This window comes from Caballeronia sp. INDeC2 (genome assembly GCF_023631325.1).
Classification (GTDB): Bacteria; Pseudomonadota; Gammaproteobacteria; order Burkholderiales; family Burkholderiaceae; genus Caballeronia.
The window spans coordinates 169,363-195,379 of the sequence record NZ_JALQDG010000040.1 but is presented as its reverse complement, the minus strand read 5'-3'; the positions used below and the strand labels follow the sequence as shown (position 1 = coordinate 195,379).

17 protein-coding genes and 3 pseudogenes are annotated in these 26,017 nt (G+C 61.6%); 7 read left to right on the top strand and 13 right to left on the bottom strand.

Going from position 1 to position 26,017, the window contains the following annotated elements:
• Positions 1 to 202: 202 nt before the first annotated feature.
• Positions 203 to 3,334 (top strand): acetoacetate--CoA ligase, encoded by a 3,132-nt coding sequence (locus NCS28_RS25330; RefSeq protein ID WP_250516522.1) that lies wholly within the window; start codon positions 203 to 205, stop codon positions 3,332 to 3,334.
• A gap of 58 nt (positions 3,335 to 3,392) precedes the next feature.
• Here NCS28_RS25330 and murJ read toward each other — a convergent pair whose 3' ends face one another.
• A complete protein-coding gene (gene murJ, locus NCS28_RS25325) occupies positions 3,393 to 4,766 on the bottom strand; it encodes a murein biosynthesis integral membrane protein MurJ (protein ID WP_250516521.1) in 1,374 nt (457 codons plus the stop codon).
• A gap of 259 nt (positions 4,767 to 5,025) precedes the next feature.
• Here murJ and NCS28_RS25320 point away from each other — a divergent pair, with 259 nt between their 5' ends.
• Positions 5,026 to 6,075, top strand: coding sequence for a glycosyl hydrolase family 28-related protein (locus NCS28_RS25320; RefSeq protein ID WP_250516520.1), 1,050 nt, complete (start codon positions 5,026 to 5,028; stop codon positions 6,073 to 6,075).
• Between the two features lie 87 nt (positions 6,076 to 6,162).
• The gene (locus tag NCS28_RS25315) at positions 6,163 to 6,480 is read left to right on the top strand and encodes a hypothetical protein (protein ID WP_250516519.1); all 318 of its coding nucleotides are present in this window, start codon (positions 6,163 to 6,165) and stop codon (positions 6,478 to 6,480) included.
• 68 nt (positions 6,481 to 6,548) lie between these two features.
• On the opposite strand, the gene NCS28_RS25310 is transcribed toward NCS28_RS25315, so the two are convergent.
• From NCS28_RS25310 to NCS28_RS25260, 11 genes and pseudogenes are all read right to left on the bottom strand, one after another.
• Complete coding sequence (locus tag NCS28_RS25310; RefSeq protein WP_250516518.1) at positions 6,549 to 7,067, bottom strand: OmpA family protein; 519 nt, start codon at positions 7,065 to 7,067, stop codon at positions 6,549 to 6,551.
• Positions 7,068 to 7,116: 49 nt separating this feature from the next.
• Complete coding sequence (tssJ, locus tag NCS28_RS25305) at positions 7,117 to 7,803, bottom strand: type VI secretion system lipoprotein TssJ (RefSeq protein ID WP_250516517.1); 687 nt, start codon at positions 7,801 to 7,803, stop codon at positions 7,117 to 7,119.
• A 28-nt stretch (positions 7,804 to 7,831) separates the two neighbouring features.
• Complete coding sequence (locus NCS28_RS25300) at positions 7,832 to 8,077, bottom strand: hypothetical protein (protein ID WP_250516516.1); 246 nt, start codon at positions 8,075 to 8,077, stop codon at positions 7,832 to 7,834.
• Between the two features lie 431 nt (positions 8,078 to 8,508).
• Entirely contained in the window at positions 8,509 to 10,005 is a 1,497-nt protein-coding gene (gene tssF, locus NCS28_RS25295) for a type VI secretion system baseplate subunit TssF (RefSeq protein WP_250516515.1), read from the bottom strand.
• 8 nt (positions 10,006 to 10,013) lie between these two features.
• Positions 10,014 to 11,195: pseudogene (tssA, locus tag NCS28_RS25290) on the bottom strand (type VI secretion system protein TssA); the annotation flags it as partial.
• A 23-nt stretch (positions 11,196 to 11,218) separates the two neighbouring features.
• Positions 11,219 to 12,025: pseudogene (locus NCS28_RS25285) on the bottom strand (ImcF-related family protein); the annotation flags it as partial.
• A gap of 1,163 nt (positions 12,026 to 13,188) precedes the next feature.
• Complete coding sequence (locus tag NCS28_RS25280) at positions 13,189 to 14,436, bottom strand: KPHS_23130 family T6SS system protein (RefSeq protein ID WP_250516514.1); 1,248 nt, start codon at positions 14,434 to 14,436, stop codon at positions 13,189 to 13,191.
• Positions 14,437 to 14,445: 9 nt separating this feature from the next.
• Positions 14,446 to 14,583, bottom strand: a pseudogene (locus tag NCS28_RS25275) (PAAR domain-containing protein); the annotation flags it as partial.
• A gap of 907 nt (positions 14,584 to 15,490) precedes the next feature.
• Positions 15,491 to 17,608 carry a type VI secretion system Vgr family protein gene (locus NCS28_RS25270; protein ID WP_250516513.1) on the bottom strand — a complete coding sequence of 706 codons (2,118 nt, stop codon included), beginning with the start codon at positions 17,606 to 17,608 and terminating at the stop codon, positions 15,491 to 15,493.
• Positions 17,609 to 17,884: 276 nt separating this feature from the next.
• Positions 17,885 to 19,162: a phosphopyruvate hydratase gene (eno, locus tag NCS28_RS25265; RefSeq protein ID WP_250516512.1), complete on the bottom strand. Its 1,278-nt coding sequence runs from the start codon at positions 19,160 to 19,162 to the stop codon at positions 17,885 to 17,887.
• Positions 19,159 to 20,181: a phosphotransferase gene (locus tag NCS28_RS25260; RefSeq protein ID WP_250516511.1), complete on the bottom strand. Its 1,023-nt coding sequence runs from the start codon at positions 20,179 to 20,181 to the stop codon at positions 19,159 to 19,161. The genes eno and NCS28_RS25260 overlap by 4 nt, the downstream gene beginning before the upstream one ends.
• A gap of 172 nt (positions 20,182 to 20,353) precedes the next feature.
• Between NCS28_RS25260 and NCS28_RS25255 the strand changes: the two genes are divergently transcribed.
• The 4 genes from NCS28_RS25255 to NCS28_RS25240 all read left to right on the top strand — a co-directional run bounded on the left by NCS28_RS25255 (position 20,354) and on the right by NCS28_RS25240 (position 24,519).
• Positions 20,354 to 21,376, top strand: a complete 1,023-nt coding sequence (locus NCS28_RS25255; RefSeq protein ID WP_250516510.1) for an SGNH/GDSL hydrolase family protein — start codon at positions 20,354 to 20,356, stop codon at positions 21,374 to 21,376.
• A 582-nt stretch (positions 21,377 to 21,958) separates the two neighbouring features.
• Positions 21,959 to 22,159 carry a hypothetical protein gene (locus NCS28_RS33405; protein ID WP_250516509.1) on the top strand — a complete coding sequence of 67 codons (201 nt, stop codon included), beginning with the start codon at positions 21,959 to 21,961 and terminating at the stop codon, positions 22,157 to 22,159.
• A gap of 45 nt (positions 22,160 to 22,204) precedes the next feature.
• Complete coding sequence (locus NCS28_RS25245) at positions 22,205 to 23,476, top strand: MBOAT family O-acyltransferase (protein WP_250516508.1); 1,272 nt, start codon at positions 22,205 to 22,207, stop codon at positions 23,474 to 23,476.
• 2 nt (positions 23,477 to 23,478) lie between these two features.
• The gene (locus tag NCS28_RS25240) at positions 23,479 to 24,519 is read left to right on the top strand and encodes a hypothetical protein (protein ID WP_250516507.1); all 1,041 of its coding nucleotides are present in this window, start codon (positions 23,479 to 23,481) and stop codon (positions 24,517 to 24,519) included.
• On the opposite strand, the gene NCS28_RS25235 is transcribed toward NCS28_RS25240, so the two are convergent.
• Positions 24,516 to 25,982, bottom strand: a complete 1,467-nt coding sequence (locus NCS28_RS25235; protein ID WP_250516506.1) for a mechanosensitive ion channel family protein — start codon at positions 25,980 to 25,982, stop codon at positions 24,516 to 24,518. The genes NCS28_RS25240 and NCS28_RS25235 overlap by 4 nt on opposite strands.
• Positions 25,983 to 26,017: the final 35 nt, after the last annotated feature.

Sequence of the window (26,017 nt, the reverse complement as noted above, 5' to 3'; positions counted from 1 at the left end):
ATCAGCCAACGACTTTTGTTCTTCTCCGCACATTGCGACACGATTCGGCTGGATACGCTTCATCGTCGGCGACACCGGTCCGCCCGGAATCGGACCTCACTAAATCGAGAGCGCTCAACGCGCCGCGCACAATTCAAAGAATCAAATAAATAAGGCAAGCCGACGGGACTCGGTATTGCCATAACCGCTGAGGGAGCTTCTCATGGATCGTTCGGAATCGCCCAACGAGGCGAGAACACGTCTGCCGATTTTCGACCACGAACCCGTTCGCACCGCACAGTCTCAAATGACTGCGTTCACCGCGGCGCTGCAAGCACAAACGGGTCGGGCTTTCAAACGCTATGAAGAGTTGCACGACTTCTCGGTCCGGGACCATCGCGTCTTCTGGAAGTGCTTCATGCAATGGACGCCAGGATTGCAATGGTCGGGCGAAGCGGAGCCTGTGTGCGTCGGCGATAGTTGCGAGCACGCGCGCTTCTTTCCCGAGGTCACACTGAACTACGCGGAGAATCTGCTCGGCTTTTCCGTCGCCCCCGCCGATGCGCCCGCGCTCACCGCCTGCCATGCCGATGGCCGCCGCGTGCATCTGACGCGCGGCGAATTGCGCGCGCGCGTGGCTCGCCTCGCCGACGCGCTCACGCAATTGGGCCTGCGCGAAGGCGACCGCGTCGCGGGCGTGATGCGCAACGATGCCGATGCGATCGTCACCGCGCTCGCCGTGACCGCGATCGGCGCGACGCTCTCCACCGCCGCGCCGGAGATGGGCATCGAGACGCTGCTCGACCGCTTCACGCAGCTCGAACCGCGCTTCCTCTTCGCGCATACCGCCGCCAAGCCGTTCGACACCGGCACGCCGCTCGCGCAGAAAATGACGCTGCTCGCCGACGCGCTGCCGTCGCTTGCGGGCATCGTCTGCCTCGACGGCGATCCGTCGGCCGTGCGCGCCGCGCCGCCCGTCAACTCGCTCGATGCGCTGCTCGTGGCGGGCGATCCGCGCCGCGTCGAATGGAAGCGCTTCGGCTTCAATCATCCGCTCTTCGTGATGTTCTCGTCGGGCACGACCGGCAAGCCCAAGTGCATCGTGCATGGCACGGGCGGCAGTCTGATCGAGCATCTGAAGGAGCATCGGCTGCATTGCGATCTGAGGCCTGGCGATCGCATGTACTTCCACACCAGCTGCGCGTGGATGATGTGGAACTGGCAGTTGTCGGCGCTCGCATCGGGCGTCGAGATCGTGACCTACGACGGGCCGATCGCATCCGTCGATACGTTGTGGCGGCTCGTCGCCGAAGAGCGCGTCAACGTGTTCGGCACGAGCCCCGCGTATCTCAAGATGTGCGAGGACGCCGGTCTGGTGCCATCGCGTGAATTCGATTTGAGCGAGCTTCGCGCGATGATGTCGACCGGCGCGATCCTCTTCGACGCCCAGTTCGAATGGGTTCGCGACAACGTGAAGCCGCTGCGGTTGCAATCCATTTCAGGGGGCACCGATATCCTCGGCTGCTTCGTGCTCGGCAACCCGAATCTTCCCGTGTACGCGGGCGAAGCGCAGTGCAAGAGTCTCGCATTCGATGTCCAGGCGTGGCGCGACGGCGCGCGTACGCAAGGCGTCGGCGAACTGGTGTGCGTAAATCCGTTTCCGTCGCGCCCGCTCGGCTTCCTGAACGACCCGGACGGCGAGCGCTTTCACAAGGCGTATTTCAGCGCGAATCCCGGCGTCTGGACGCACGGCGACCAGATCGAGTTTCCGCCCGAAGGCACTGCGCGCCTGCATGGGCGCAGCGACGGCGTGCTCGTCGTGCGCGGCATCAATGTCGGGCCGGGCGAGATCTATGCCGTGCTCAACGATATCCCCGAGATACGCGAGGGCATCGTCGTTCAGCAACGCATGCGCGATGCCGCGAGCGCCGACGGACCGGGCAATCCCATCGGCGAGCGGCTCGTGCTGCTCGTCACGCTGAAGCCGGGCGCGCAGCTCAACGGGACGCTGATCGCGCGGATTCGCCGCGATCTCGTGCGCCGCACGTCCGCCGCGCATGTGCCGGATGTGATCGCGGCCGTCGACGATCTGCCGGTCACGCATAGCGGCAAGCTCACGGAAGCGGCGGTGCGCAACGCGGTCAACGGGCGCGACGTGACCAACGCCGCCGCGCTGCGCAATCCCGCCTCGGTCGATGCGATCCGCACGCATCCCGCGCTGCAAGCCCGCGCCGCCGATTCGCCGCAGTCTTACACGACGCGCGAAGAACTCGAACGGCTGCTGCAGATGCAATGGGAACAGTTGTTCGCCTTCGCGCCGATCGGCCGCGACGACAATTTCTTCGAGCTCGGCGGACATTCGCTGCTTGCGGCGCGGCTGCTCGCGGAATTGCAACCGATCATCGGCCGCCCGATTCCGCTTGCGACGATGCTGCGCGCGCCGACCATCGCGAAACTCGCCGACGTGATCGACAACGGCGCGCTGCCGCAGACATCGGAAGTGCTCGTGCCGATGCGCGAAGGCGACGGCGCGCCGCTCTTCTTCGTGCACAGCGTGACGGGGTCGGTGCTCGAATGCACGCGGCTCATCGGCAGTCTGCGCAAGTCGCGCCCGGTGTACGGTCTGCAGGCGCTCGGGCTCGACGGTGAAACGCCGCCGCAACGCCGCGTCGAGGACATGGCGAAGACGTACGTCGACGAAATTCGCAAGGTCCAGCCGACCGGGCCGTATGCGCTCGCCGGCTTCTCGTTCGGCGGACTGATCGCGCTCGAAATCGCGCAACAGTTGTTCGGCGCGGGCGAGCAGACGGAGTTCGTGTGCCTGCTCGACACGTATGTGCAGGAACGCTGGCTGCCGTGGTTCGCGCTGCTCGAATTCCGCCGCGATTACGTGAGCCGGCTATGGAAGACGCTCTCGGGCATGCCGCCGAAAGCGCGCGTGAGTTTCGCGGCGGGCAAGTTCCACGCCGCCGCGAACAAGGTGGCGATGCGCCTCGGCCGCGTGCCGCGGGCGCAGGCAGCGCCGGCCGCCGATCCCATGCCGCCGGTCTTGCGACGCATGCGCGACACGTGCCGCACCGCGATGAACAACTATCGGCCGAAGCCGTACGCGGGCGGGCGCATCGTCTATGTGCGCGCGGCCTTGCGCGACGAAGACCGGGGCGATCCGCTGCCGCTGTATCGCAAGATCGCGCGCAGCGGGCTGACGGTCGCGGAAGTGCCGGGCAATCACGCGGGCGTCATCGAAGAGCCGGGCGTGTATGCGGCCGCGGCCGCGCTCGACACGGACTACGGCATCGCGGACGAGTCGGAAGTGCAGCGCCGCGTTCACGGCGTCATGGTGCGGGGCGCGTAGGACGCAGTGGCCGGATCGTCAGCCGCTCGCCGATACGGGGCGGCCGACGATCCTGCGATCAGTCGTGTCCTTGGTCGCTCTTGCCGACATAAGGCGGCGCAAAACGCGTCCAGAAGAGATAGCAGGCCAGGACACTGGCCGCCCCCACGCCGGTGCCGAGCGGCACGCCCAGCGGACCGTAAAAGCGGATCAGCACCGCATTGGCCGCCAGCTTGGTCGCGAAGCCCAACACGGAGATCACCGTGATGGCCTTGTAGCGCGCTTCGCTCGCGAACAACTGGATCAGCACGCACATCCCGAAAGAGAACGGTATCTGCGAAAGCCCGAAGCGAAACAGGCTCGTGACCGCGATCGTGTCCTCGCTCGTGAATGCGCCCTTCTGGAAGAACAGCTTGATCGCATACGGCGCGAGGATATAGGCGAGCGCGGCGCCGATCGATCCCACCGCCAGCATCACGAACGACCATTTGATGGCCGTGCTGCGCGCCCGCGCATGATCGCCGCGATGCAGGATTTCCGAAAGAATCGGCAGCGTTGCCCGGCTGATGGCGATCGCGCCCATGCTCACGAGCAGCGACAGCAGACGGTTAGCGTAGCCGAGCGTGGCGATGGCGCCATCGCCCATATGCGCCATAAAATATTGATCGACGGGCAGCCACAGATTCGCGACCACGGAGCCGATCAGCAGCATGCCCATCGAGCGCGTCATGCCCGGCCACTCCTTCGCGCGCAGCGACAGACGCGGACGCGCGGGCACGGCATCGGCGCGTTTCGCGAGAATCCGCAGCCACGCCGCCTGAATCACGATGCCGATCGTCGTGCCGACGATGAGCGGCATGACCGACGTGTTGTCGCGCGCGCTCAGCACGAAGACGAGCAACGCAATGGCCGGCACGCATTCCAGCAACGTGTTGATGTGCTTTTCCGATGCCTGGAGCCGCGCCGCCGAGATGCAGATGGTGAAGGCCAGCACGCCGACCGGCGTCATGCCGACCACCATCTGACGGCACATCTCGCGCGTCGATTCGGCGAGATTGCCCGAGAAGAAGCCCACCATGTGCGGCCAGAAAAAATACAGCAGCAACGAAAACACGATGCCGACGGCGAGCCCCGCCCCTTCCAGTTCGCCGAGAAGCTGGTTCTGCCGCGCCTTGTCGTTTCTGAGCGCGACGAGCGCGGGAACGAGCAGCACGCTCAACTGGTTCGTGATCGTCGCGGGCAGCCAGGTGACGAGCGTGAGCGCGAGCTGATAGGCATCGACGGTGCCGCTGATGCCGTATCGATACGCGATCGCCATTTCCTTCGATGCGCCGATGAACTTCCCGGCGAGCACGAATATCAGCAGGACGAAGGCGCTCCTCGCGATGCGCTTGTGGTCCTGATGAACGCCGAGCAGACGCTCTCTTAGCGATTGCACTGTTGCGGTCAGCACACTTCCTCCGGCAAATTGACTCGAGCCGCGCAGGACCGGCTGGCCGCTTGCGCACCGAGGGAGCGTGCATCAAACGCAACGGTCGGACTGTTCGGCACGCCACCGGCGCGCGATGATGCAGCCTTGTACGAGCATTTCGCGCGCTCGCCTGGTGTGCTACCGGGCAGAAGTCCGCGGTCACAACGTGCGAGAGTTGCGGCTGCGCGACGGCTTACCGAGGCCTCGTCATTGTGAAAACCAAAGCGTGCATGGGATGTAGATGAAGAAATCGATCGTGGTTGGCGGGATACTGGTGGTCGTTTCCGTGCTCGTGATAAACACACCTGGCGTGACGAGGCATTTTCAGACCGTCTACGCCGCCTGGGACGATGGCCGTATCCTGGATCGACTGACCGTGCGCAACGTCATGCGCTGGTGGCGCCAGTTCAGGGACGGACGCGATAGCGGCGGCCATCGCGCCAACCTGACCAGTTCGCCCGTCCCGGCGACGCCGAGCTGCCCGGAGACCTCCTTCACGCCGCCGAAGCTCGTCGATCCGCGCAGCCCGAAGGCGTTCGGCGCGACCGGCAACGGCAAGACCGACGACACCAAGGCGTTCCAGGCCGCGGTCGATGCCGGCGACGTGCTCGTGCCCGCCGGGACGTATCTGCTGAACCGCACCGTCGTCGTCACGGCGAGCAACCGGCATATCCAGTGCGAGCCCGGCGCGACCCTCAAGAAGACGGTGCGCGAGGACAGCAACATGTTCAACTTCGAGGGACCGTCGACGGGGAACAGTCTCGTCGGCTGCAACTTCGTGGGCGCCAATCCGACGCGCGTGCGCGACTGGGACCATCCCGGACATTACGATATTCCGGTGCAGACCAACGGCGCGGTGGACAACTTCACGCTCGCGGGCAACAGCTTTCGCGACTTCTTCGGCCAGTCGATGTTTCAGACCGAAGGGCAAGGCGGCGGCACCGGCGCGGTTCTGGTGTTCAATTCGTTCGCGAACTGTCCGCTTTACGGCATCGCGCTGGTCGGATCGGTCAAAGGACGCGTTGCCTACAATCTCGCCGATAACTGCCGCATGGGCCCCGAGAACAACGACGCCACGCAGGACACCGGCGGCAACGTCCTCGAGTGCAACCGCATGATCAACGGCGGGAATATCACCGGCGGGTCGAATGGCGAAGGGGGCGTCGACTATAGCGGGAATGTCGTGCGTCATAACATCCTCGACGGCGGCTATATGCAGGTCAGCCCGCCGGAGCGCGGAAAGGCGGCAAGGTACATCGATAACACCTGCAACGACTGCGGAACTGAATGAGCGCTCATTCTTCGCTCATTCTCGACGTTCAGAATCCTTCTCAACCGATGCGTTAATACGCCGCACCGCGTTTCAAGGAGAAGGATCATGAAAAAGATCGGTTATGTCGCCGTTGCGATGGTGTTCGGTATGGGATTGGTGGGCAGTGCCCAGGCGCATGTGTTCGTCGGCATGAATGTGGGAATGCCGGTCGTGCCGGTTGCACCTCTCGCGCCTGTCGTGGCGGTTGCGCCTTATGCGCCGGTGGTTCCGGTTGCGCCCTTCACGCCGGTGCCGGTCTACGCGCCGCCCGTCGCTTATTACGCGCCGCCCGCTCCGGTGTACGCGCCGTCAGTGGCCGTCGGCTATTGGGGCGGACATCCGGGATGGGGATATCGGCATTATGCGGTCGGCTACTGGCGGTAGTAAGCCGGGGTTCGCCGTCCGCAATCGGTTGGCCGCGACGCGTTAGCGCGCGAAGGCGGCCGCGTTCCTTAATTCCGCTTCGTCGGTTTGCCCATGATCGCGTCGAGCGATTCGCCGACCACCACGATCTCCGTGCGGCGGTTCTTCGCCTGGCCTTCCGGGGTGTCGTTGCTTGCGGCGGGGCGGTCGTAAGCAAAACCCTTCGTGGCGATGCGCGACGATACGATGCCCCGATCCTCCAAGGCGCTCGCGACCGTCTGCGCGCGCTGTTCGGAGAGCGCCTGGTTGTACTCGTGCGTACCGGAATTGTCGGTGTGGCCTTCGACGATCACGGACTTATTGCTGCGCTTAAGCAACACGACCGCGCGCTGGATGGCCGATCCCGAATCGCGGCGCAGCGCCGCTTTATTGAAGTCGAACAACACGCGGTCGGGCAGACGCACTTGCACGCCTTCCGGCGTTTGCGTCACTTCGATGCCGACTTGCTGGTTGAGGGCGAGCTCCTTGTCGCGGTCAGGACCGCTGGCGCAGGCTGCCAAGAGGGATATCGAGAGCCCGCACGCGGTGAGAGAGAGGAACTTCTTCATGTTGCTTCCTGCTTGGTGGTAAAGGGTTGAGGTTGAGGTTCAGACCAGCTCAGTTCGAGAGCAGTCCGCCGACGCTACGAGGCACGGCGCTCGCGCCTGCTTTCGCGCTCTTGACCGAATCGGCCGCGGAGTTCAGGGTCTGCGACGCACTCCTGACTGTCGCCGATGCACCCGAAACACTCGATGCCGCCGACGCCGCCACAGCGGGAACGGACTGCTGCGGTGTATCGCGCGTCACGGGCCTCGGCTTCGCGCCCTCGTAGGCAAGCCGGTTCCCTTGTACCTGAATCTTCACCGGATCTGTGTCTTTCCATTGCTGCTTCGGAATCAGCAGCTTCCATACGCCGTCGCTGCTCGGCGTGCGGAAGAACGCCACCACGCCGACGTACTCGGCGTCCTTGTCCATCGGCTCGCGGATGCTCGCGCTCGTACCGGGACGCATCACGACGTCTTTCGTCGCGACGAGGTCGGTCTTGAGCAACTCGAGGTCGTTGTTCTGCAATTGGATGTATTCCAGTTGCGCGAAGGTCTTCGAGTCTTTGAGCTGGTAGAAGCGCACGACGGTGGAGAGCGGTCGTCCGCTCGTGGTTTCGTTCAATGCGGCGCGCGCGTCGAGGTCGATGTTCATCGACTTGACTTGCGTCGTGAAGAGCCATTGCGCGGCGTCGACGGTGCTGTCCTTCGTGGCCTGCCACGCGCCGCAGCCGGCCAGCGCGAGCGTCGCTGTGGCGACCATCGTGGCAACGCCATAACTGCGTGAAGCGTTAAATCTCTTTTGCATCGTTTCGTGATCCTGCTTTGCTACGTTGTTTTCTGATGAAGATGGTCATATCCGGCACTTCCATCGGCTTCGCACTGAGCGCATCGAGGACGATGCCGCTTGCCGAACAGAAACTGCGACGCTGCGTGCTTCTGTCGATGTCCGTTCTCACATTGGAATTCGTACTGCGCGTAGTAGCCCGACCAGGCTTGAGCGAGACAGCGCCATCCGAGCCTGGATGCGTATTCACGCAATCTCGTCAACGCGGGATGGTGTGACGGGTTCGCATCGGTTGCCCTCACTCGAGGTCGAGGCTTCGCGTCGGAAACCTCATTTGCGCGAAGCTTCTCGCGTTCGAGTGCGGCGCACTCAGGACACCAGGCGCCGTGCCTGATCCATTCCGCACGGGCCTCCCATACGTGCCCCAGACCGCATTCCCATGTCAGCTTGTCTTTGACGGTCTGCGTCTCCAGCGAAAGACAGCGTCCCCCGCGCGATGCAGCGATTGCATGCATCACGCCCAGCGGCGTCTGTCTTTCGATCCTCACACAGGTCTTGCACCAGTTACCCTGGAATGTTCTGGCGGCCGTCTGCGCCCATTGCCACACGCCGCACGCCGAGAGTGAAAGCGTCATCAGCGCCCAGGCTATCCTTCGTCGATTCAACATGATTCTCCGTATCTCACGCGGCGCGTTGTTGCAGATAAGGATTGGGCGACGGCGACGAAAACGCCTCGCACACGCCCAGTTCCACCGTGATGACGCGCTCTTGCCGGGCGGGCAGCACGACCGTCCAGCCCAGCCGCGGCGCGACTTCGGTCCCTTGCTTGCCGACCGCCGGTTCCGGCGCGAAGCGCGAAGACATCTGCATACGCAGATGCACATCCGCTTTGGTGCCGATATAGATCTTCAGCAGCGACATCACATCGCGATGCAGCCATGCGCCCGGCAACAAGTCCCGCGCCTGCTGCGCGTTCTGCGGCGCGAGCGTCACGCGCACCGCGCGGCTGCGATACGGCACGCGCCTGCCTAGCACATATTCGTATCGCTCGGAGGTGAGGTGATCGAACGCTTCGACTGCATCGACCGAATACGTTTCGACGTGCTCGCCCTGATGCCCCGCCGGCACTACGCGATACTCGGTCTCGTGATGATCGATCACGACCGGCTCCCCATCGAGTTCGAACAGATTGATGACCGGCGTGCAGAAGAGCCGGACGTTGTCCTTGCTGAAACGCTGATCGGACGGATACGTCTGGTCGAGCACGATCTCCAGTTCGAAGTGCGTCGAGTTTTCCGGGAGCGCGTCGACGTCGAGTCCGCACAGATCGACGAACAGAAACTTCTCGCGGAACGTGAAGTATTCGAGTAGCAGCTGATAGCCGGAGAACGCGGCGTCGGACTTGGGCCACAGACGCTCGCCGGGCGTGAAGCCCGCCGGTTCGATCGTCACGCCTGTCAAAGGCAGCGCTTCGCCATCACGCACTTCGGGGATGCGCCATTCGATCGCGTGCACCTGACGCGTGAGCGCGAGATGCATGGCGAACGCCGTCGGCTGATCCGCGCTCAGGTGCAGGCGCAGGCGCGAGAGATCCGTCTCCTTGCGATTGGCCGAATGATCCAATTCGAAAGCCAGACGAATCACCGAGCGGCCGTCGTGGCGCACGGACGGTCCCGCGCGCAACAAGCGCAAGGGATGCAGATCGACGGGCTGCGTCGTGCGATACAGGCACTGGACGGTTTTCGCGGTCGAACCATCGCCCGAATCCTTGACGATGGGAATCGGCGCGGAGCGTACCGCGACGCCCGCCGGGACATGCTCCGTGCGCTGATGCTTCTCGCCGAGCGGCCTCAGCTCGACGATCGACAGCGATGGAATCATCCGCAGGTAGTGCGGCCACAAAAGGCTTACGAGGCCTTCGGTGAGTTCGGGCAGTTCGTCGTCGAGCTTCTGCTGAAGCCGGCCGGTCAGAAACGCGAAGCCTTCGTAGAGGCGTTCGACATACGGATCGCGGTCGCCGACGCGATCGAGATTGAGCATGCGCGCGCGGTCCGGATGCGCGCGCGCGAATTCGCGGCCCGCTTCACGCAGGTAGCGCATTTCGGCTTCGTAGTAGCGCAGGACCGGATCGGGTTGAGCTGCGTCGTTGTGGACGTCGATCGGAGTGTCTTTATTCATTGGATTTGTTACGACAGGGTCAGGGCGCGCGCCGGGTCGAGCACGGTCAGTTCGTTACGCAATTCGTTGACACGGTTGATCAGCGCAGTTTTGTCGGCGTCCTTGCGCGTGGCTTGCGCTTTGAGCGCGCGCATCAGTTGCTGCTTCACCTCGAAGATCAGCGCCGGTTCCCAGCGTGTGAGCGGCAACGCGTTGGCCGCGACGTCGAGTTCGGTCAAGAGTGCAAGCGCCGTATCGATGCGGCCTGCGTTGTCCGCGATGCGCGCCATCACGAGCCGCTGCAAGTAGCGATGACGCTCCGTTTTCATACCGGGTAGTGCCTCGAGCCAAGCAAACGCGGCTTCGATGCCGTCGCGCGCGGATAGATCACGCGCCTGCGCTTCGATCTCGGGCCAGTCGCTCGCGGTGCCTTCGTGGTCGGCGGACACGGGCAAGGTCGCCACGCTCTCGCCCGCTTCGAGATCGCGCACGACGGCGTGACGCGCGATCCATTCGAGCGTGGCGTCGTCGGCGAAGGGCGTGCCGTCGTTGAAGGCGAGCCGCTCGATGCCGGGCAAACGCTCCAGGAAGAGGGCAAAGTCGGCGCGCAACAGATCGCGCCAGGCGTCGTAGGGCACGCCTACGTTATCCAGCGCCACGTGCTGGAAGTATTGAAGGTCGAACCACAGATGATTGACGCCCTCCATGAATGCGCCTTCGACGCGTTCGAGCAGTTCGTTCCATTGCTTCTGCAGCACGAGCCGCTTGAATTGCTGGCGGATCTCGCCGCGCGGCGGCACGAGCCGCGTGCGCGCGCTGGCATCCGCGGGCGGCACTTCATGCAGCGTGTCCCAGCGGATGCTGCGCACGAGCCGCGCCGATGGCAGATAGCCGTTCTCCTGATCGCGCAGCCAGGCAGCCATCGTGCGCGCCTGATCGAGCAGATCGCGCGTCGAGGCGATCGGCCCCGACGACGGCAACGTCGAACCGGCTGGAATGGGAGCGGTCGCGCTCGGCTCGGCGCTCTGAACCGCATCGTCTTTACGTTCGAAGCGCGCGACGAGCGCTTGCAGCGTCGGGCGCGCGGCGTCGTTCCACGCGTTCGCGCGCTCGACGATGAGATCGAGCGCGGCGATCGCGCGTTCCAGATCGCCGGACGCGAACGCGCCGCGTGCATCGAGCAGATCGAGGATGCGCGCGGTTGCGAGCATGTGGTGTTGTCGATCTTCGCGTCCGACAGCACCCAGTCGCCGGTGACGGTACGCTGTTCGCTCGCTTCGTCGATCGCTTTCGGAATGCGTTCGTCCCATGCGGCGCGTGTGAATACGCCGGGAACGGTGACCGTCGTGTTGAAGAGGCCGCGGCTCGGGTGGTCGCCGAGGAGCGTCGCCAGCGTGATCGGCGGGTACTTTGGTTTCGTCTCCTCGATGATCTGCTGGTAGATCGCGTCGGTCGAGTTTTGAAGGCCTCGCACGCCGATGATCGTCTGGCGGGCCGAGGCGACGAGCGATGCGTCGGGCACGATCGCCGGTGCTGCACCGCGCTTCAGATGGCTCGCGTAGAACTCGATCGCATGTTGGCGCACGTCGTCCCACGTGCCCTGAGTGATCGATGCGTTCTGCGGGCGCGCCGGCGCGTTGGTCGCCAGCAGTTGCGCGGTCAGGAACGCGGCATCGGCATGTTCCGGATGGGCGAGCATCAGGTATGTCTTGAGCGTGTCGTAGGCGGCTTGCACCTGCGTGTTGCCACCGCTCGCGATTTCAGCGTCGGAGAGCGAAGCCAGTTGTTGCAGGCGTTGTTCGAGTTTCGCTTTGATCGGCTCGATCAGCGCGCGCGAGGCGGTGTTTTGATACGCCGGCCAGAGGGCTCCGTAAAGCTCGGCATCGTGGTTCAGGCCGAAGCGAGTGTGCCACGGTGCGCCTTCCTTGCGGTGGAATTCCAGGGTGTCGAGTTGTTTGTCTAGGGCGTCGAGGGCGAGTAGTACTTGTGTCGCGTTCTGTGGGGATGAGGCCACTAGCAGCGTGGAGGCCGCTTGCTGCATCGATGAGCGATTGGAAACGCCGGAGATCGTCGATCCCAGAAGCCAGATCGTCGCGGCGGCGATGGTCGCGCAGGCTGCTGTAGTCGACCATGAAAAGCCGGTGCGGTGGCCGTGCACCCTGCGGCTGCGAGCGGCGATGATGGTCCAAAGCGGAAGCTGTGTGTGTTGTTCATCGGCGGGTGCTGGGACGTCCGCCTGGCGAGCCAACTGAGTGACCGCGCCCTTGATCGTCAGCGGCGCGAACAGCAGGCCCTGCACCGAAGTCCGGACCAAGCGCGACGCGCTCGACTGCGCTACAAGATCGCACAATGCAGCGCGGGACTTTTCGATATGAGCGGACAGTTCAGCGAGGTAGCGGTCACCAGGATTGTGTGCCAGCCGTGCTACACCGGCATCGGCCAGACGCCCGGCGAGGCTAGGCAGCGAGTGTGCCAGTTCGCCCGATTGAAACATGCGCGTCCAAGTCCTGCCTACGATATCGTCGTCGCGAAACGCCTCGACGTGGGAGTTCGTGACTTCGATCACATAGGCCGGAGCCGACCACTGCAGCGCGCGTGCATGACGGGCCAGCGTTTGCACCAACGCCTCCCCTTGCGCAGTGCCGGCCGAGGTATGCGTCAGGGCGGCGACCGCATCGATCGGACGCCGACGACGCAGTTGCCGAATCTGGGTCAACCAACCCTCATCGAGGGTCTCACGGTTTTGCTTCGCGTGGATGAGCACGGTATCGCCGGCGATTACATAGCCCGCATCGACGAGTCCCGGCACCACGGATTTGACGCACGCCTCGTCACCGACCACCGCTATCCATCGCGTCAGAGATCGCCAGCGCCATCCGTAACGATGGCGTAGCGTCGACTCGAGATAGTCGCGCCGGCGTGCGACGACTTCGCTGGCGTCGCTATCAGTCGTAGCCGCGCGCGCAGACGCGTCTCGTTCATATTGCCCGGCATTGTCGCGCGGAGTCTTACGCACGACGGTATGCCACAGTCCGGTTACGCGGGCGCGCGCCGTGAGCGCGAACATGCCGATGACAACGACAAATCCAACACGTTTGAGAGGCGAGGGATCAATGCCCTCGCCATGAAACCAGACATACAAGGCAATGCCGATCGTCAATGCAACGACGAAAACCCAATAGCCCGAGGGCTTGCGAAAAAACTTCATGCGTTCACTTCTTTCACTTCTGATTGATGGGGCCTAACGGTGGGCTGCACGACAGCGAAGTGCAAGGCGCCTTCTCTCCATGCCGCCAACTGTGGTTTCTCTGTTTTCGTGGCATGCTCAAGGCTCAACGCAAGCGCAAGCCACCCCGACGCATAGCCGGGTTGACCCAGCGCCAGATCGATGTCGTGGACTCCGCCTAAATCACTTCCGCTGGACACGCCGGCCTTAAGGTCCGACATCGTTTGATTCACCGCGCCTTTGTCGTCCTTCTCAAGGCCGGCCTGCCACAGATCGCCGACTTCCGCAGCCGTGGTTCGGCCCCACTGAAGCGCTGTCGACACACAGGATTTGAGGTCGTCGCGTTGCCCTTGCACCGGACGATGCAGCACTCCGAGATAAGCGATCTCTCGCCGAGAAAGCAGCTGAGGCCAGCCGACGAGCACGGCGCTCGCCGCTTCCGCGCTATTCTTGGGAGGCACATCGTGCAACTGGACGGCGACGAAGAGAAGTACCTTCTCCAACACGGGACCGCCGCAGTGATCGAGCCATTCGTCGAGCGCCATGATGCCCTGCTCGTTTGGCACGAGTTTCGCCTCGCAGCGGCGCATCGATTTCTCGTCCCAGCATGTCTGCCAGGTCTGGCGCAATGTTTCCCTGTCGACGTCTGCCGGCAGTTGCAAGCGCACGCCAAAGGGAACGTCCAGCGGCAAGCCGCGCACCGTCCTCTCCATGGATGCTATCAACCGTCCGAAACAAACCCGATAGCGGCATGGATTCTCTTCGTCGCTCACCAGATCGAGCGCCGAGTGGCGAATTCCCTCTCGTCCGTCGAGTGACGTGCGCGCTTCCAGCACGCTCGCGCCTTGCAAGATATTGGCGACTAATCCGGAATCGCCTGCGCCGGTGAGATAGGCGCAAGCGATGGCGGCTAACGGTTCGCTCGCATACTGCAGCGCTTTATTCCGCTCCCCGCGCAGAACCTCATTCACCGCGTCGAGGCGCTCGCTTTCCTGATCGAAATAGACCAGACGCAGCCCCAGCGCGATGCCCCACACGAGCGCGGGCCGGGCAAGCAGCGAAACCCAGAATTCGAGCGTGCCGGTCGGCTCGCCCTTCGGCCATGTCACGAGCGTGATGACAACACCCGCTACCATGATGACGAGCAGCAGGCCAAGCCAGACAAACGGATTGGCCGGTCGCGGGCGAAACTCCGGCGATTCGGCCGCAGGCAATACGACAGGCATGCGCAACGCTCAAAGGAGGCTGGAAATCAAATGACATCCGCACATTGCGCGATAGCCGTGACGGGCGATGGGCACGCCTTCGTCCAACGTCTGTTCATCGCCATCGATGATGAAATTGGGATTGATGTCCGGGTGCTTTGGACAGGTCCAGTACCTGTACCTTTGAAGATGTTCGTCTTCACCACGTCGCCATTACGCAAGAAAGCGGAATCGTCTCCCATTTCGTCCTTCGCAGCGAATAGAACAGCCGAACCTTCCAATATCGAACGACACGTCGACGAACGCAGCGCAATACGATAAGTAATCGCGCGCTTCCCGAACGCGTTTCGTCCGTCACCTTGCAAGACGATGGTTCCCTCGTATGACTTGACGGTTGATGCATCCTTCGCTCGAGACGTCTTAAGCGTCGTCGATGCCGACGCACTCGTGATTGAGCCCAAAACAACGACTACTGTCATTGCGACAGCCAATGGAATGATCTTTTTTAGCATTTTTTTGAGAATGAAGAACACATAAAACACCTGACATGTCTCAATGTGTCGAGACGGCACTCATGGTTGAACCATCCGTACTGACATTCGTCGAAGCCAGCCTCGATTGGCTTACTTACTAATAATCTGCCGTCCCTGCTAAGCTTGTTCAGCATCAGCTTTGTCTGCGCGAGGCTTTCTTCAGTGTGTGTCTGCTCCGCTGTCAGCACATAAAACGCATCGGGACCAGATGTGCAATGCAGAGCGTAATTTCCGGCGTACGGCGGCGCGAAAGGAAGCTCAGCCTTCCAGACAAGACGTTTGCTCGAGAAATCTAATAGTGCTACCCAGGCGGTCTTAGTTGAGTGCACGTCGTCAATGATCTCTCCTGTCACGCAATACTGAGCGCTGCCGACCCGGTCGATTGAAGACGCAACAAATCCGTCGGGCGGCGCCAGAGCGATGTCCTCTGCCCGCGCACCGAACGCAATTGAACTAGTGCACAGGAACAGAGTTACGCAGAACCATCGAAATTGTGTCATCGAATTTCCTCGCTTCTTGAATGTCTATAATCGGTACTGTTCTTAGGCGAGGCGATCGTCGTCCCGATCCTTATCGTTGATATCGTATTGGTCATGCGGAGCTGTATGGTCCGCGTAGTCAAATAGTCCCAAGTGTTGTCCTTCTAGCGAATCACTCGAAAACTCGAACAACTCCTTATAGCTGGTTGCACTCCATTTTCCTTCGTAAAGATCAAGGACTGCGGTGATCGGCTGTGACGTTTCCGTAAAGGCCCGCAATGTCTTTCCGCTTTCGGCAAGGACTCCGCCTCCGATCAAGACGCCGGTCTCGTCGAGGATGCGGTACCTCACTGGCTCACCCTTCTTCGAAAAATTTAGCAGCGCGTCATCAACGTGAAATTGCTGACTAAAACCGAGTTCGGTTTGACTGTCGAATAGATTCTGGCGTTGTTGCTGCGTACTGGTCGCACCTTGCTTACTCCATGCGGAGCATTTCTCCAATATATCGCCCGGCGTGCCGTTCTCGATACGGTTGAACACGCCCTTCCCACCTCGAACTGCCACGCGCTCATCCGAGCGCAACTCCGCGCCCCTACCTCTTTCCTTGCGATCACCATCGACCATATGCCCGAGATTCAACTCGCTGGTCTGATAGGGCGTCGTCAAGTGAATATGCTCGATCCCCTCTTTGTCCTCCATGCGCAATTCGTTTTGCGCGGCGGTCCGGATGAGGTTACGCGTGTTGTTTAGATTATTGACGAGGTCCGGATTCAAGCTGTCATGCAGTGCACCGATAATCACCGGCCTATTCGGATCTTGCGCCGTGAAAATGAGCGCAACCTCCGTCCCGTCAATCAACGGAAAGTGATGCCCATAATTGGCACCCGCATACGGCTTGGCCATCCGGATCGCACGGCTCCTTCCACCTGGGCTCCACTCGTCCAGATCGAACGGCATCTTGACGACATACAGCCCTTTCTCCGTCAAATAGCTATATTGGTAATTGCCGGGAGAATCCACCCGTGCCGGAAGAATGCCTTCGATCTTCGGTTGCTTGATCGAATCGATGCTCGTGCGCCACCGGCGATCCGCCGGAATCGCACGGAACGCGGTCCAATACGATGTGCCGCGTCCACCGCCACACCGGATCGACGTAACGAACAATCCGTGCGGCGCATCCTTGGGGTTCACGTCGAGACCCATCACCTCGCCCACTTCGAGCGAGAAAGGATTGCCCCGGCCCCGATAGCTGATCTGCGTGGCCAGATGCTCTTCGTGACGCCGGCGCGCGATCTCCCGGCCCTCTTCCAGCGTCTCGTAATGGTCGCCCCAGTGGTTATCGACGCCATCCGTGGTTTTATCGCCGGGCGCGGCGTTCTGCTCGACCAACAGCGACACGTCCGCCTGACGATGGTTGTAGTCGTTCAGTTGAATCGCTTCGGGCACACGCTGTGTGATGGTCCTCAACGACCGAATCGACTCAGCACCAGCGCTCTCTAAACCGGAATGTGACCGCAGCGGCAAGATTCGTTGCTTGCGGGCGTACGCATCCAGATCATCGCCGAATATGACGACGGTGCGATCGTGCTTCTGTTCGAAACGAAACCAGAGACCCGCTTCGGCGCAGAGCCGCTGGATAAAGGCAAATGTGGTCTCGTGAAATTGAGTAACGTATTCGAACCGCTTATATTTCCCCCGCAGACTCTTGAAATCGAAATCGACGCCCAAGCGATAACCGTAGTGGCGCAACGTATCCGTGATGATTTCGACAACGGATTGCTTTTGAAATAACCTGCTCTTCCTCACTCTGGCGAGGTCCGCAATTTTCGGAACAAGCGTGACGCGATAGTGCGTCTCATCGGCCGACGACCCGAGGTTCTCGAAGCGCTGGATGATCCCGTGAATCGAGTACTTCAACCGCATCTTGCTGAAGTCTTTCCAGCGCGACCCGAACATCTGTTCCAAATAACCTTGAGCGGGATCAACGGGTTCAACGGCGAATGTCGCCGGCCTGCCTACGACCTGATCCATCGGAATATCGGGGAGAGCACTCGTGAATTCGATGCGATATTCATATAGCGCGCTAATGTCTGCGCGGCCATTGAATCGAAGGACCGAGATCGGGCCCGGTTGCGGCTTGAGAGTCAGGCTGTAGGCCTGGCTGGGTATGACCGTCGACATGCGAAAGAAGCTCCCTGAAGTGGCGCCATCCGACTGACGGACACGCTGGAGCGATCTGTTTCGAACCCCGGCGCACTCCGTTTCCGATTGCGTGTCTTCTGCAATACGAATGGGCGCAGGCAATTATTACCCAAAAACTGCCTTCAGGGAGGCACCTATGACTCGCAGTACGAGGTTTTACGAAGGATTACATAGGATTCAAACGGTTAGATATAAATGGAATACCTATCTTTTCGGACTATTCCGAGTGCAGGACGCTTCAATACGAGCAAGCCTTCAACCTCGAAGCAACCCCGCCGCCGTCGCAAACGCCATTGCCGGACCTCCGCCCTCCTCAATCCGCACCCCCTCATTCCACTTCGCCATCCGCTCCGATCGCGAGAACGAACCGACCTTCAACTGCCCAGCGTTCCACCCCGTCGCGAGATGGACGATCGTCACATCCTCGGTTTCCCCCGATCTCGCCGACACAATCGACGCATAGCCGTTCCTCCTGGACGCCTGAAGCGCCGCGAGCGTTTCGGTCACGGTGCCAGCCTGATTGAGCTTGATGAGCGCCGCATTGCAAGCCCCTTTCCTGGCGGCTTCATCGATGAGCGCAGCGCGCGTAACGAGAAAGTCATCGCCCACGATCTGCACCTTGCTTCCAACCGCGCGCGTGAACGCGATCATCCCCGCTTCATCATCTTCGGCCAGCGGGTCTTCGATCGAGACAATCGGATATCGCTCGATCCACCTCGACAATTTTTCGATCATCGCGTCGGTGTCGAGCCGGACGTCGTCCAGCCCGAGCGTGTACCAACCGCCTCTGCCGAATTCCGATGCGGCGATATCCAGCGCGATGCCCACGTCGGTACCCGGAACGAAACCCGCCGCTTCGATCGATGCCACCAGCACGTCCATCGCCTCCTCGTTGCTGGCGAAAGCGGGCCACCATCCGCCTTCGTCCGCCACGCCCTGCGCGGCGCCGCGTTTGCGCATGAGCTTTCCTGCCTGGAGATAGACTTCGGCGGTCATTTCGAGCGCCTGCGCGAAACTCGTGGCCGACATGGCGATCACCATGAAATCCTGCACATCGACGCGCCGATCCGCATGCGCGCCGCCGCCGAAAATCTGGATCTGCGGAAGCGGTAACGTCACTTCGTTCTCGCCCGCGACATGACGCCAGAGCGGCACACCGCGTTCGTTCGCGGCAGCGTGCAATGCGGCAAGCGATGTCGCGATCAGCGCGTTGCCGCCGAGCCGCGACTTGTCCGGCGTGCCGTCGAGCGCGATGAGCATCGCGTCGATCGCCGCCTGTTCCGCGACCTCGTGTCCTCGCAACGCGGGCGCGATCTCGCGCGCTATGCCGGCGATGGCCGCCTTGACGTCCTTGCCATCGAACGCCGTGCCGCCATCGCGGAGTTCGACCGCTTCGCGCGAGCCGCGTGACGCACCGGCCGGAGCGATGCCGCGTCCGCGCGCGCCGGTTTCAGTGACGATGTCCACCTCGACGGTCGGCCGTCCGCGCGAATCCCAGATACGCCGCGCCCGCACTTCATCGATACGACTCATTCGGAGAACTCCCTTTGCCAGAACGTTGTGATGTCGGAGAGCGTGCTCTCGGGCCGCTCGATCAGTTCGATCGCGGCGGCGCGCACGCGGGCGCGGCGATCTTCGTCGAGATACTCCACGGGCGATTTGCCGTCCACGCGCGCAAGCAACAGCGCAGCAAGCAGCGATGCAACGCGCTGCAGCAGCACGTCGTGTCTTGTCCACGCGATATGCGGCACATAACCTTCGACGAGCTTCGCAAACGACAGCATCAGCGCAGGAAGCGCATCCGGCGAACGCGCCGCCTTGAGCAGAAAGTGATTGAGGCAGAAGGCCACGTCGAAGGCGGGATCGCCGTACCACGCGCATTCGGCATCGAGCATCACCGGCCCGGCCGGTCCCAAGAGGATGTTCTTCGGGCTGACATCGCCATGAACGAGCGCTTCTCGCGTGCTCGCCGTGCGCTCGGTCAGCGAGCGTAGCGCCGCCGCCACTTGCGGATGCTGTCGGGCCGCTTCTTCCAGATAAGGTTCGAGACGGATCGCGTGAAAGGTATCGTCATTCGCGAATCGGGCCGCGATATCCGCGTTCCCTGCCGTCGCCGCGTGGATGCGGCCCATTATGTCGCCCAGTTGCGCCGCTATCGCCGGGTCGACGCGGCCGTCCATCAACACGCGTTTCCAGTTCGCGAATGCCGGCGGGAGGAACGCCATGACGAAGCTCTTGGTTACGCGATCGACGCCGAGCACTTCTGGTACATGCCCCGGCACGATCCGGCCAGCCGTCTGAAGCCAGCCGATTTCCGCATAGACGCGCTCGACCGGCACGATCCAGTCTTTCGCGACCTTGAGCTTCGGCAGCGCCTGCTTCAGACAGTAGGTCTTGTCGCCGATCTCGAGGCGGAAGATGTTCGAGGAAACGCCGCCTGTCAGCGGCGTGAGCGTTGCGGTCGCAGCGGCGGCGGCATCGGCGAGGCGCAGTCGTCGCAGAAGATGCGCCAGCGCGGAAGGGTCGTCAGCAAGATCGATATAGTCGTCCACCTTGGCGTCCTCGCAACCGGGATTCGAACGAGCCGTCGGCCAATGGTAGCCGATTCGCTACAGGAAGTACGCGAAGCGCATCTTTCTTGCTTACCGATGATCGAGGCCGCAGTTTCACGCGCGCTCACAGCGAGGGCAAACCTGCCCCGGTCAAGGATGGCACGGAGGAGCGATGCGTCATATCCGAATCACACCCGGCATTCGCCACGCAATTTCTGCCGTGCTGATTGCAGTGCTTACCGCATGCGGCGGTGGAAGCGACTCGGGCGGGAGCAGTTCATCTGCACCCGCGGGCGGCGTCAAGCTGCAGGTCGTCGCGTTCGGAGACAGCCTGTCGGACGTGGGGACGTACGAGCCGATCGCGAGTGCGGTCAAGGGCGGGCGTTTCACGACGAATCCTGGACAAGTCTGGGCGCAGGACGTCGCGCAGTATTACGGCGACACGCTCACCGCGGCGTTCACGATCGACCTCGGCCACGAGCTGAAGCCGCAAAGCGGATTGGGCTATGCGCAAGGCGGATCGACGGTCGCCACGCCAGCCGATCAGAATCAATTCCTGACCGACGTGATCGGCGATGTCGAGATGCCGGTCAATCAACAGATCTCGAGCTATCTATCCGCCCACGGCAGTTTCAATTCGAACCAGCTCGTGCTCGTCTGGGCCGGCGCGAACGACGTGCTGCGCGCGGGCAGTCCGCCCGCCGCGAACACGACCGTGCAGACCGCGGCGACCACGCTCGCGCAACTCGTCGCGAAGATCGTGCAGAGCGGGGCCACGCATGTCGTGGTGGTCAACGTGCCGAATATCGGACTGTCGCCCGATGGCATCAAGTCGACGGATGGCGGCGGCAACCTCACGCAGCTCTCGCAGCTTTTCAATGCGACGCTGAATTCCGCCCTGCAATCCAACGGTGTGCAAGGCAAGGTCATCGTGATCGACTCTTACGCATGGACGACGCAGACCATCGCGAACTATCAGGCCAATGGATTCACCGTGTCGAACACGGGCCAGGCCTGCGATCCGTCGAAGACACCGCGCGACACGTCGCTGCTTTGCTCGCCGGCGACCTACGTCTCGTCGAACGCCGATCAGACCTACATGTTCGCCGACGATCTCCATCCGACGACGCGCATGCACGCCCTCTTCGCGCAATACGTCGAGCAGCAGATCGCGGCGAGTGGATTGGGGCACTGATTGCGATGGTGTCGATGCAGCTAGGCGACTAACTCGTCGCGCACGCGTTTCCCCGCGCCTATTCACATTCACACGCACCAATAATTCCATTCGAGCGATAAAGCGCTCGCCGCTTTTCGCTTTCCTGCGAGTCGTTTGTCGTCTATATGGACGATCGGGTCCGTGAATGAGGAGAGCATTCATGCGCAACCTCGTCGCATCTGCTTTCATCGGTCTGGATGGCGTGATTCACGGCCCCGGCGTACCGGAAGAAGATCCGAGCGGCGAATTCACTGCGAAAACCGCCTGACGTCCGCCGTCGCGATTGCGCTGTTGTGTGCAAGCCTCGCCACGACCGTGTTGCTGATCCTTCCACACGACCGGCCGTTTTCGGGAGCGATCGCCGTGTCGCCCGAACCGCTATGGCAGGTTATCCCGGAAGAACGGCGATGACGCCCCTTTCTTCAGCCAAAGCAATGGTGTCTTCAGACATCGAATCGGAAACAAATTGCTGGAAAACTAGAATCGAGCAGACCAAGCGCGGCAGAGACGGGTCGCGATTCGCTTGGCGGCGTAACCGGTCAGACGTCGAGGAAGCCGAGCATGCTGTTCAATTCCGATTCGTTTCTCTTCCTTTTTCTTCCGATCGTCTTCGCTGGTACGTTTTTGCTCAGTCGCTACAGTCATCGCTGGGCCGCTGTATGGCTCGGGCTGGCGTCGCTGTGCTTCTACGCGGTCTGGAATCCGCGCTTCGTGGTGCTCCTGCTGGCGTCCATCACGTTCAACTACGGCGCCGCGTGGTGAATCGGCACGGAGAGCAGGCGGTCGCGGCCTGAACGCGCCAAATGGGTGACGGCTGCCGCCATCGCCACCAACCTCGCGGTGCTTGGCTACTACAAATATGCGAATTTCTTTATCGATTCCACGAATCACTTCCTGGGCTGGCACCTCGACGTGCTGGCCGTGCTTCTGCCTTTGGGCATTTCGTTTTTTACCTTCACGCAGATCGCCTTTCTCGTGGACGTTTATCGTGGTATTGCGCGCGAGTACAGCTTCGCCAACTACTTATTGTTCGTCACTTACTTTCCGCATCTGATCGCTGGACCCGTTCTGCATCACAAGCAAATGATGCCCCAGTTCGCCAATCCCGATACGTTCAGGATCAATCCGCATAACATTGCGGCCGGGCTGACGGTATTCGTGCTGGGCCTTGCAAAGAAAGTGCTGATCGCCGATAACCTCGCGCTGGCCGCGACGCCCCTCTTCAATGCGGCCAGCGCAGGCGTCCCGCTGACATTCTTCGAGGCGTGGATCGCGGCGTTCGCATACACGCTTCAACTCTATTTCGATTTCTCCGGCTATTGCGATATGGCCGTGGGCATCTCGCTGCTGTTCAACGTCAAGCTGCCGATCAACTTCGATTCGCCTTATCAGTCCGCGAGCATCATCGACTTCTGGCGACGTTGGCACATGACGCTCTCAGCCTTTCTGCGAGACTACCTTTACATACCGATGGGTGGAAGCCGTCATGGCGGGCCAATGCGCCGGCACGCCAATCTCATGATAACGATGCTGCTCGGCGGTCTGTGGCATGGCGCGGGCTGGACGTTCGTCGTGTGGGGCGGGCTGCATGGCGTGTATCTGATCATCAATCACGGCTGGCGAGCTCTTGCTTCACGCTTTGGAATCGCTCACGCGAGCGTGCCGTGGCGACTGGCGAGCGTGGCGCTCACCTTTATCGCTGTCGTAGTGGGATGGGTCTTCTTTCGAGCCGATAAATTCGATACCGCATGGAACGTGCTTGCCGGCATGGCCGGATTGCACGGCGTGTCGCTTCCGTTCATAACTTCGGTGACGCTGCCGAAGATCGCGTTCGTCGCTCTGTTTATCGGCGCGATTCTCGTCTGGGCATGCCCCAACCTTCAACGTCTGCTGGAACAACATATGTCCGTGGAACATCCGGAGATGCATTGGCCGGCCATCGTCATCAAGGCAAAGAGCCTGCTTTCTTTTGTTAATCCAAGTGCATTGATGGCGGTTACTTCGGCGCTGCTTTTATTTTTCGTGGTTCTGGCGATCAGATCCAACGGTCCGTCCGAATTCCTGTATTTCGAGTTCTGACCATGAGCTACCTGAAAGTATTCGCGATATCGCTGCTGACGATAGCCCTCGCGTATTTTTCCATGTCGTTATTGCTCGCGCCTGCGCCGATCTCCGCCGAGTACTGGGTCCGCGAAATGACCGTGGTCAAGCGGAGTATCGCGCTTCGCTATCAGGGGCAGCGCAAGCTGATCATAGCGGCCGGATCGAATGTGCTTTTTAGCGTGGACACCGACCGACTCAGCCAAGACCTCGGCATTCCAGTCATCAATTACGGTCTGCACGCTGGCCTTGCGCTGGACGAAATTCTCGGCGAAGTTGCAACGGCCGCGGAACGCAACGACATGGTCATCTTGCCGTTGGAGCAGGAATACTATTGTGAAACACGAGACAACACGAGCATCACCTGGCGGGCGCGCAATGCTATCGCGTGGGACCATCGGCGGTGGCAGTCATGGTCGATGTTCGAACGGCTCGAAGCCATATCATTGAGCGGTCCTGGACTGCTCTTCGAGCTGGCGTTCGCCCGCATTCGCGAGACGTGGTTTCCGCGCTCGATCGAAGATCGCCTGAAGACGTTCCGCGACAAGAATATCCTGAGCGAATTCACTCATTCGCCGCGTCCGACCGCATTCGCTTACTCGGCCTATCACCTCGATAACCTGGGCAACATGCAGCAGATAGACGGCTCGCACTTCACCGGTCATGCGGCCTCGCCCGAACAGAAAACCGAGGTATGCCCCGGCAGTTTCCAGACTCTTCAGCAATTCGTGCGGGACATGCACCGCAAAGGCGTGACCGTCTATTTCGCCAATGTTCCGTATGTGGCGACAGGCGTCACGCGCGCGGATCGGGTAGAGGAAGCGTCACGGCAATTCGCGGCGGCGATCGCACCGCTCGGCACCGTGCTCGATGACCGGAATCAGGTCATGTTCGATCGCAAGTTTTTCTTCAACACAGATCTGCATCTGAATTCGGAGGGCAGAACGCTGAGAACAAAATCTCTCGAGGAATCGATGAGGAAGGATCTGTCAGTGAATCAATGGCTCAGTGCCCGTAACTAACCCGCCACGATCTGATGCAGACGCCGCATGCCATCCTCGAGCCATGAAAAGAACCCCGCCGTGTTCTCGCCGCTTTTCTCCTTTGGGGACATGACCTTCTCCTCCGTCTCACGATGTTCAGAAAGCACACGGCACATCTGACGGCCAACGTCAGGCCGCTTCGTGACGATCGGCGTGAGCGAATCACTCGTCAGTCGGTACACAGTCACGCGCGTGCGCGCCCGCACCGTCGCATGCATCGTAGCGCCCGACAACACGGCGGACTGCCCTATGGTGTCCCCCGGCACCATGCGCCTCACTTCCACTTCGCCGGAATCGCCGGGCAACGTGACTGAGGCAACGCCTGAATCGATGATCGTCAGAACGCGCCCCTCGGAACCGGAGGCGTAAATCTCTTCGCCCGCCTCGTACTGATGCCATTCCATCGCGGCTTCGAGGATATCGAGGTCCGCGTCGTCCAAGTGACTGAAGATGTCCACGGCACGCAGCGCACGTCTGCGATGCTGCCCAGGCGCGAGCGACGACACGGGCACTGCGAGAGGTCTCAGCGTCACGCCCGAAGCGCTCAAGTGCCGGTGCGCGAGGTCGTAGAGCGCGTTTCTCGCCGGCACCTTCTTCGCGAGCGCGCCGACATAGCACAGCAGTTCGTAATCGATCGAGTTCGCTCGCACAGCCTTTACGATCGCGAGCGGCGCCGGATTGTCGAGCACGTCCGCACTGCTCGACGCGGCAAGCTGAAGCGCATTCAGCACAGCCGCGGGGCGTATCTGAGGATCGATCTCGAGCGACAAGGTCACGCCGTGAGTACTCGGCGGCTCGTTCAGATTGACGATAGTCGCCTTGGCGGCGACGCTGTTCGGCACGACCACGAGATTACCCTGGCCGTTGATGAGCTTCGTCGCGCGCCAGTTGCTCTCGACCACGCGGCCCTCGACATCGCCGATACCGACCCAATCGTCGAGCTTGAACGGTTCCGTCGCATTCAAGACCAGACCGGAAAACATATCGTTGAGCGTATTCTGTATCGCGAGTCCGAAGACGACCGCGATCGCCCCCGATGTGGCAACGAGCCCGCTCACCGGCAGTCCGAGCACATAGCCGAACGCGGCGACGCCGGCCGCGAGAAAGATCAGCGCGGCGGCGACATCGTGAAAGAGGCGTTGCGTGTGCCACGACTGCGGCAGGATCAGCGTATCGAGAACGAGAATGACGAACTGCGCGCACTGTAGCCACCAGACGATGCCGAGCGCCTGCGCGACGAAGCGCTGCGCCTCGTTGGTCGATGCGGTCGTCGCGAGCGGACTGAGCTTATTGGCGAAGAGTATGTAGCTCAATGCCACGAAGAGCAGCACACGCCACGCTTTGCGCCACGGCGATGCGCCCGGCCCGAGAATGCGCCATGCCACGAAGTCGGCGAGAACGACGAGCACACCGAAGGCAATGCCGTTCACTTGCGTCAACATGCGAGGCTCCGATCGACTATGCGACGCGCGAAAGA

What these genes read in the sequence shown, in the direction of transcription:
- NCS28_RS25330 (WP_250516522.1), top strand. Translation starts at nt 203, where the DNA reads ATGGATCGTTCGGAATCGCCCAACGAGGCGAGAACACGTCTGCCGATT.
- NCS28_RS25320 (WP_250516520.1), top strand. Translation starts at nt 5,026, where the DNA reads ATGAAGAAATCGATCGTGGTTGGCGGGATACTGGTGGTCGTTTCCGTG.
- NCS28_RS25315 (WP_250516519.1), top strand. Translation starts at nt 6,163, where the DNA reads ATGAAAAAGATCGGTTATGTCGCCGTTGCGATGGTGTTCGGTATGGGA.
- NCS28_RS25310 (WP_250516518.1), bottom strand. Translation starts at nt 7,067, where the DNA reads ATGAAGAAGTTCCTCTCTCTCACCGCGTGCGGGCTCTCGATATCCCTC.
- tssJ (WP_250516517.1), bottom strand. Translation starts at nt 7,803, where the DNA reads ATGGTCGCCACAGCGACGCTCGCGCTGGCCGGCTGCGGCGCGTGGCAG.
- tssF (WP_250516515.1), bottom strand. Translation starts at nt 10,005, where the DNA reads ATGAATAAAGACACTCCGATCGACGTCCACAACGACGCAGCTCAACCC.
- NCS28_RS25280 (WP_250516514.1), bottom strand. Translation starts at nt 14,436, where the DNA reads ATGCCTGTCGTATTGCCTGCGGCCGAATCGCCGGAGTTTCGCCCGCGA.
- NCS28_RS25270 (WP_250516513.1), bottom strand. Translation starts at nt 17,608, where the DNA reads ATGTCGACGGTCATACCCAGCCAGGCCTACAGCCTGACTCTCAAGCCG.
- eno (WP_250516512.1), bottom strand. Translation starts at nt 19,162, where the DNA reads ATGAGTCGTATCGATGAAGTGCGGGCGCGGCGTATCTGGGATTCGCGC.
- NCS28_RS25255 (WP_250516510.1), top strand. Translation starts at nt 20,354, where the DNA reads ATGCGTCATATCCGAATCACACCCGGCATTCGCCACGCAATTTCTGCC.
- NCS28_RS33405 (WP_250516509.1), top strand. Translation starts at nt 21,959, where the DNA reads ATGCTGTTCAATTCCGATTCGTTTCTCTTCCTTTTTCTTCCGATCGTC.
- NCS28_RS25240 (WP_250516507.1), top strand. Translation starts at nt 23,479, where the DNA reads ATGAGCTACCTGAAAGTATTCGCGATATCGCTGCTGACGATAGCCCTC.
- NCS28_RS25235 (WP_250516506.1), bottom strand. Translation starts at nt 25,982, where the DNA reads ATGTTGACGCAAGTGAACGGCATTGCCTTCGGTGTGCTCGTCGTTCTC.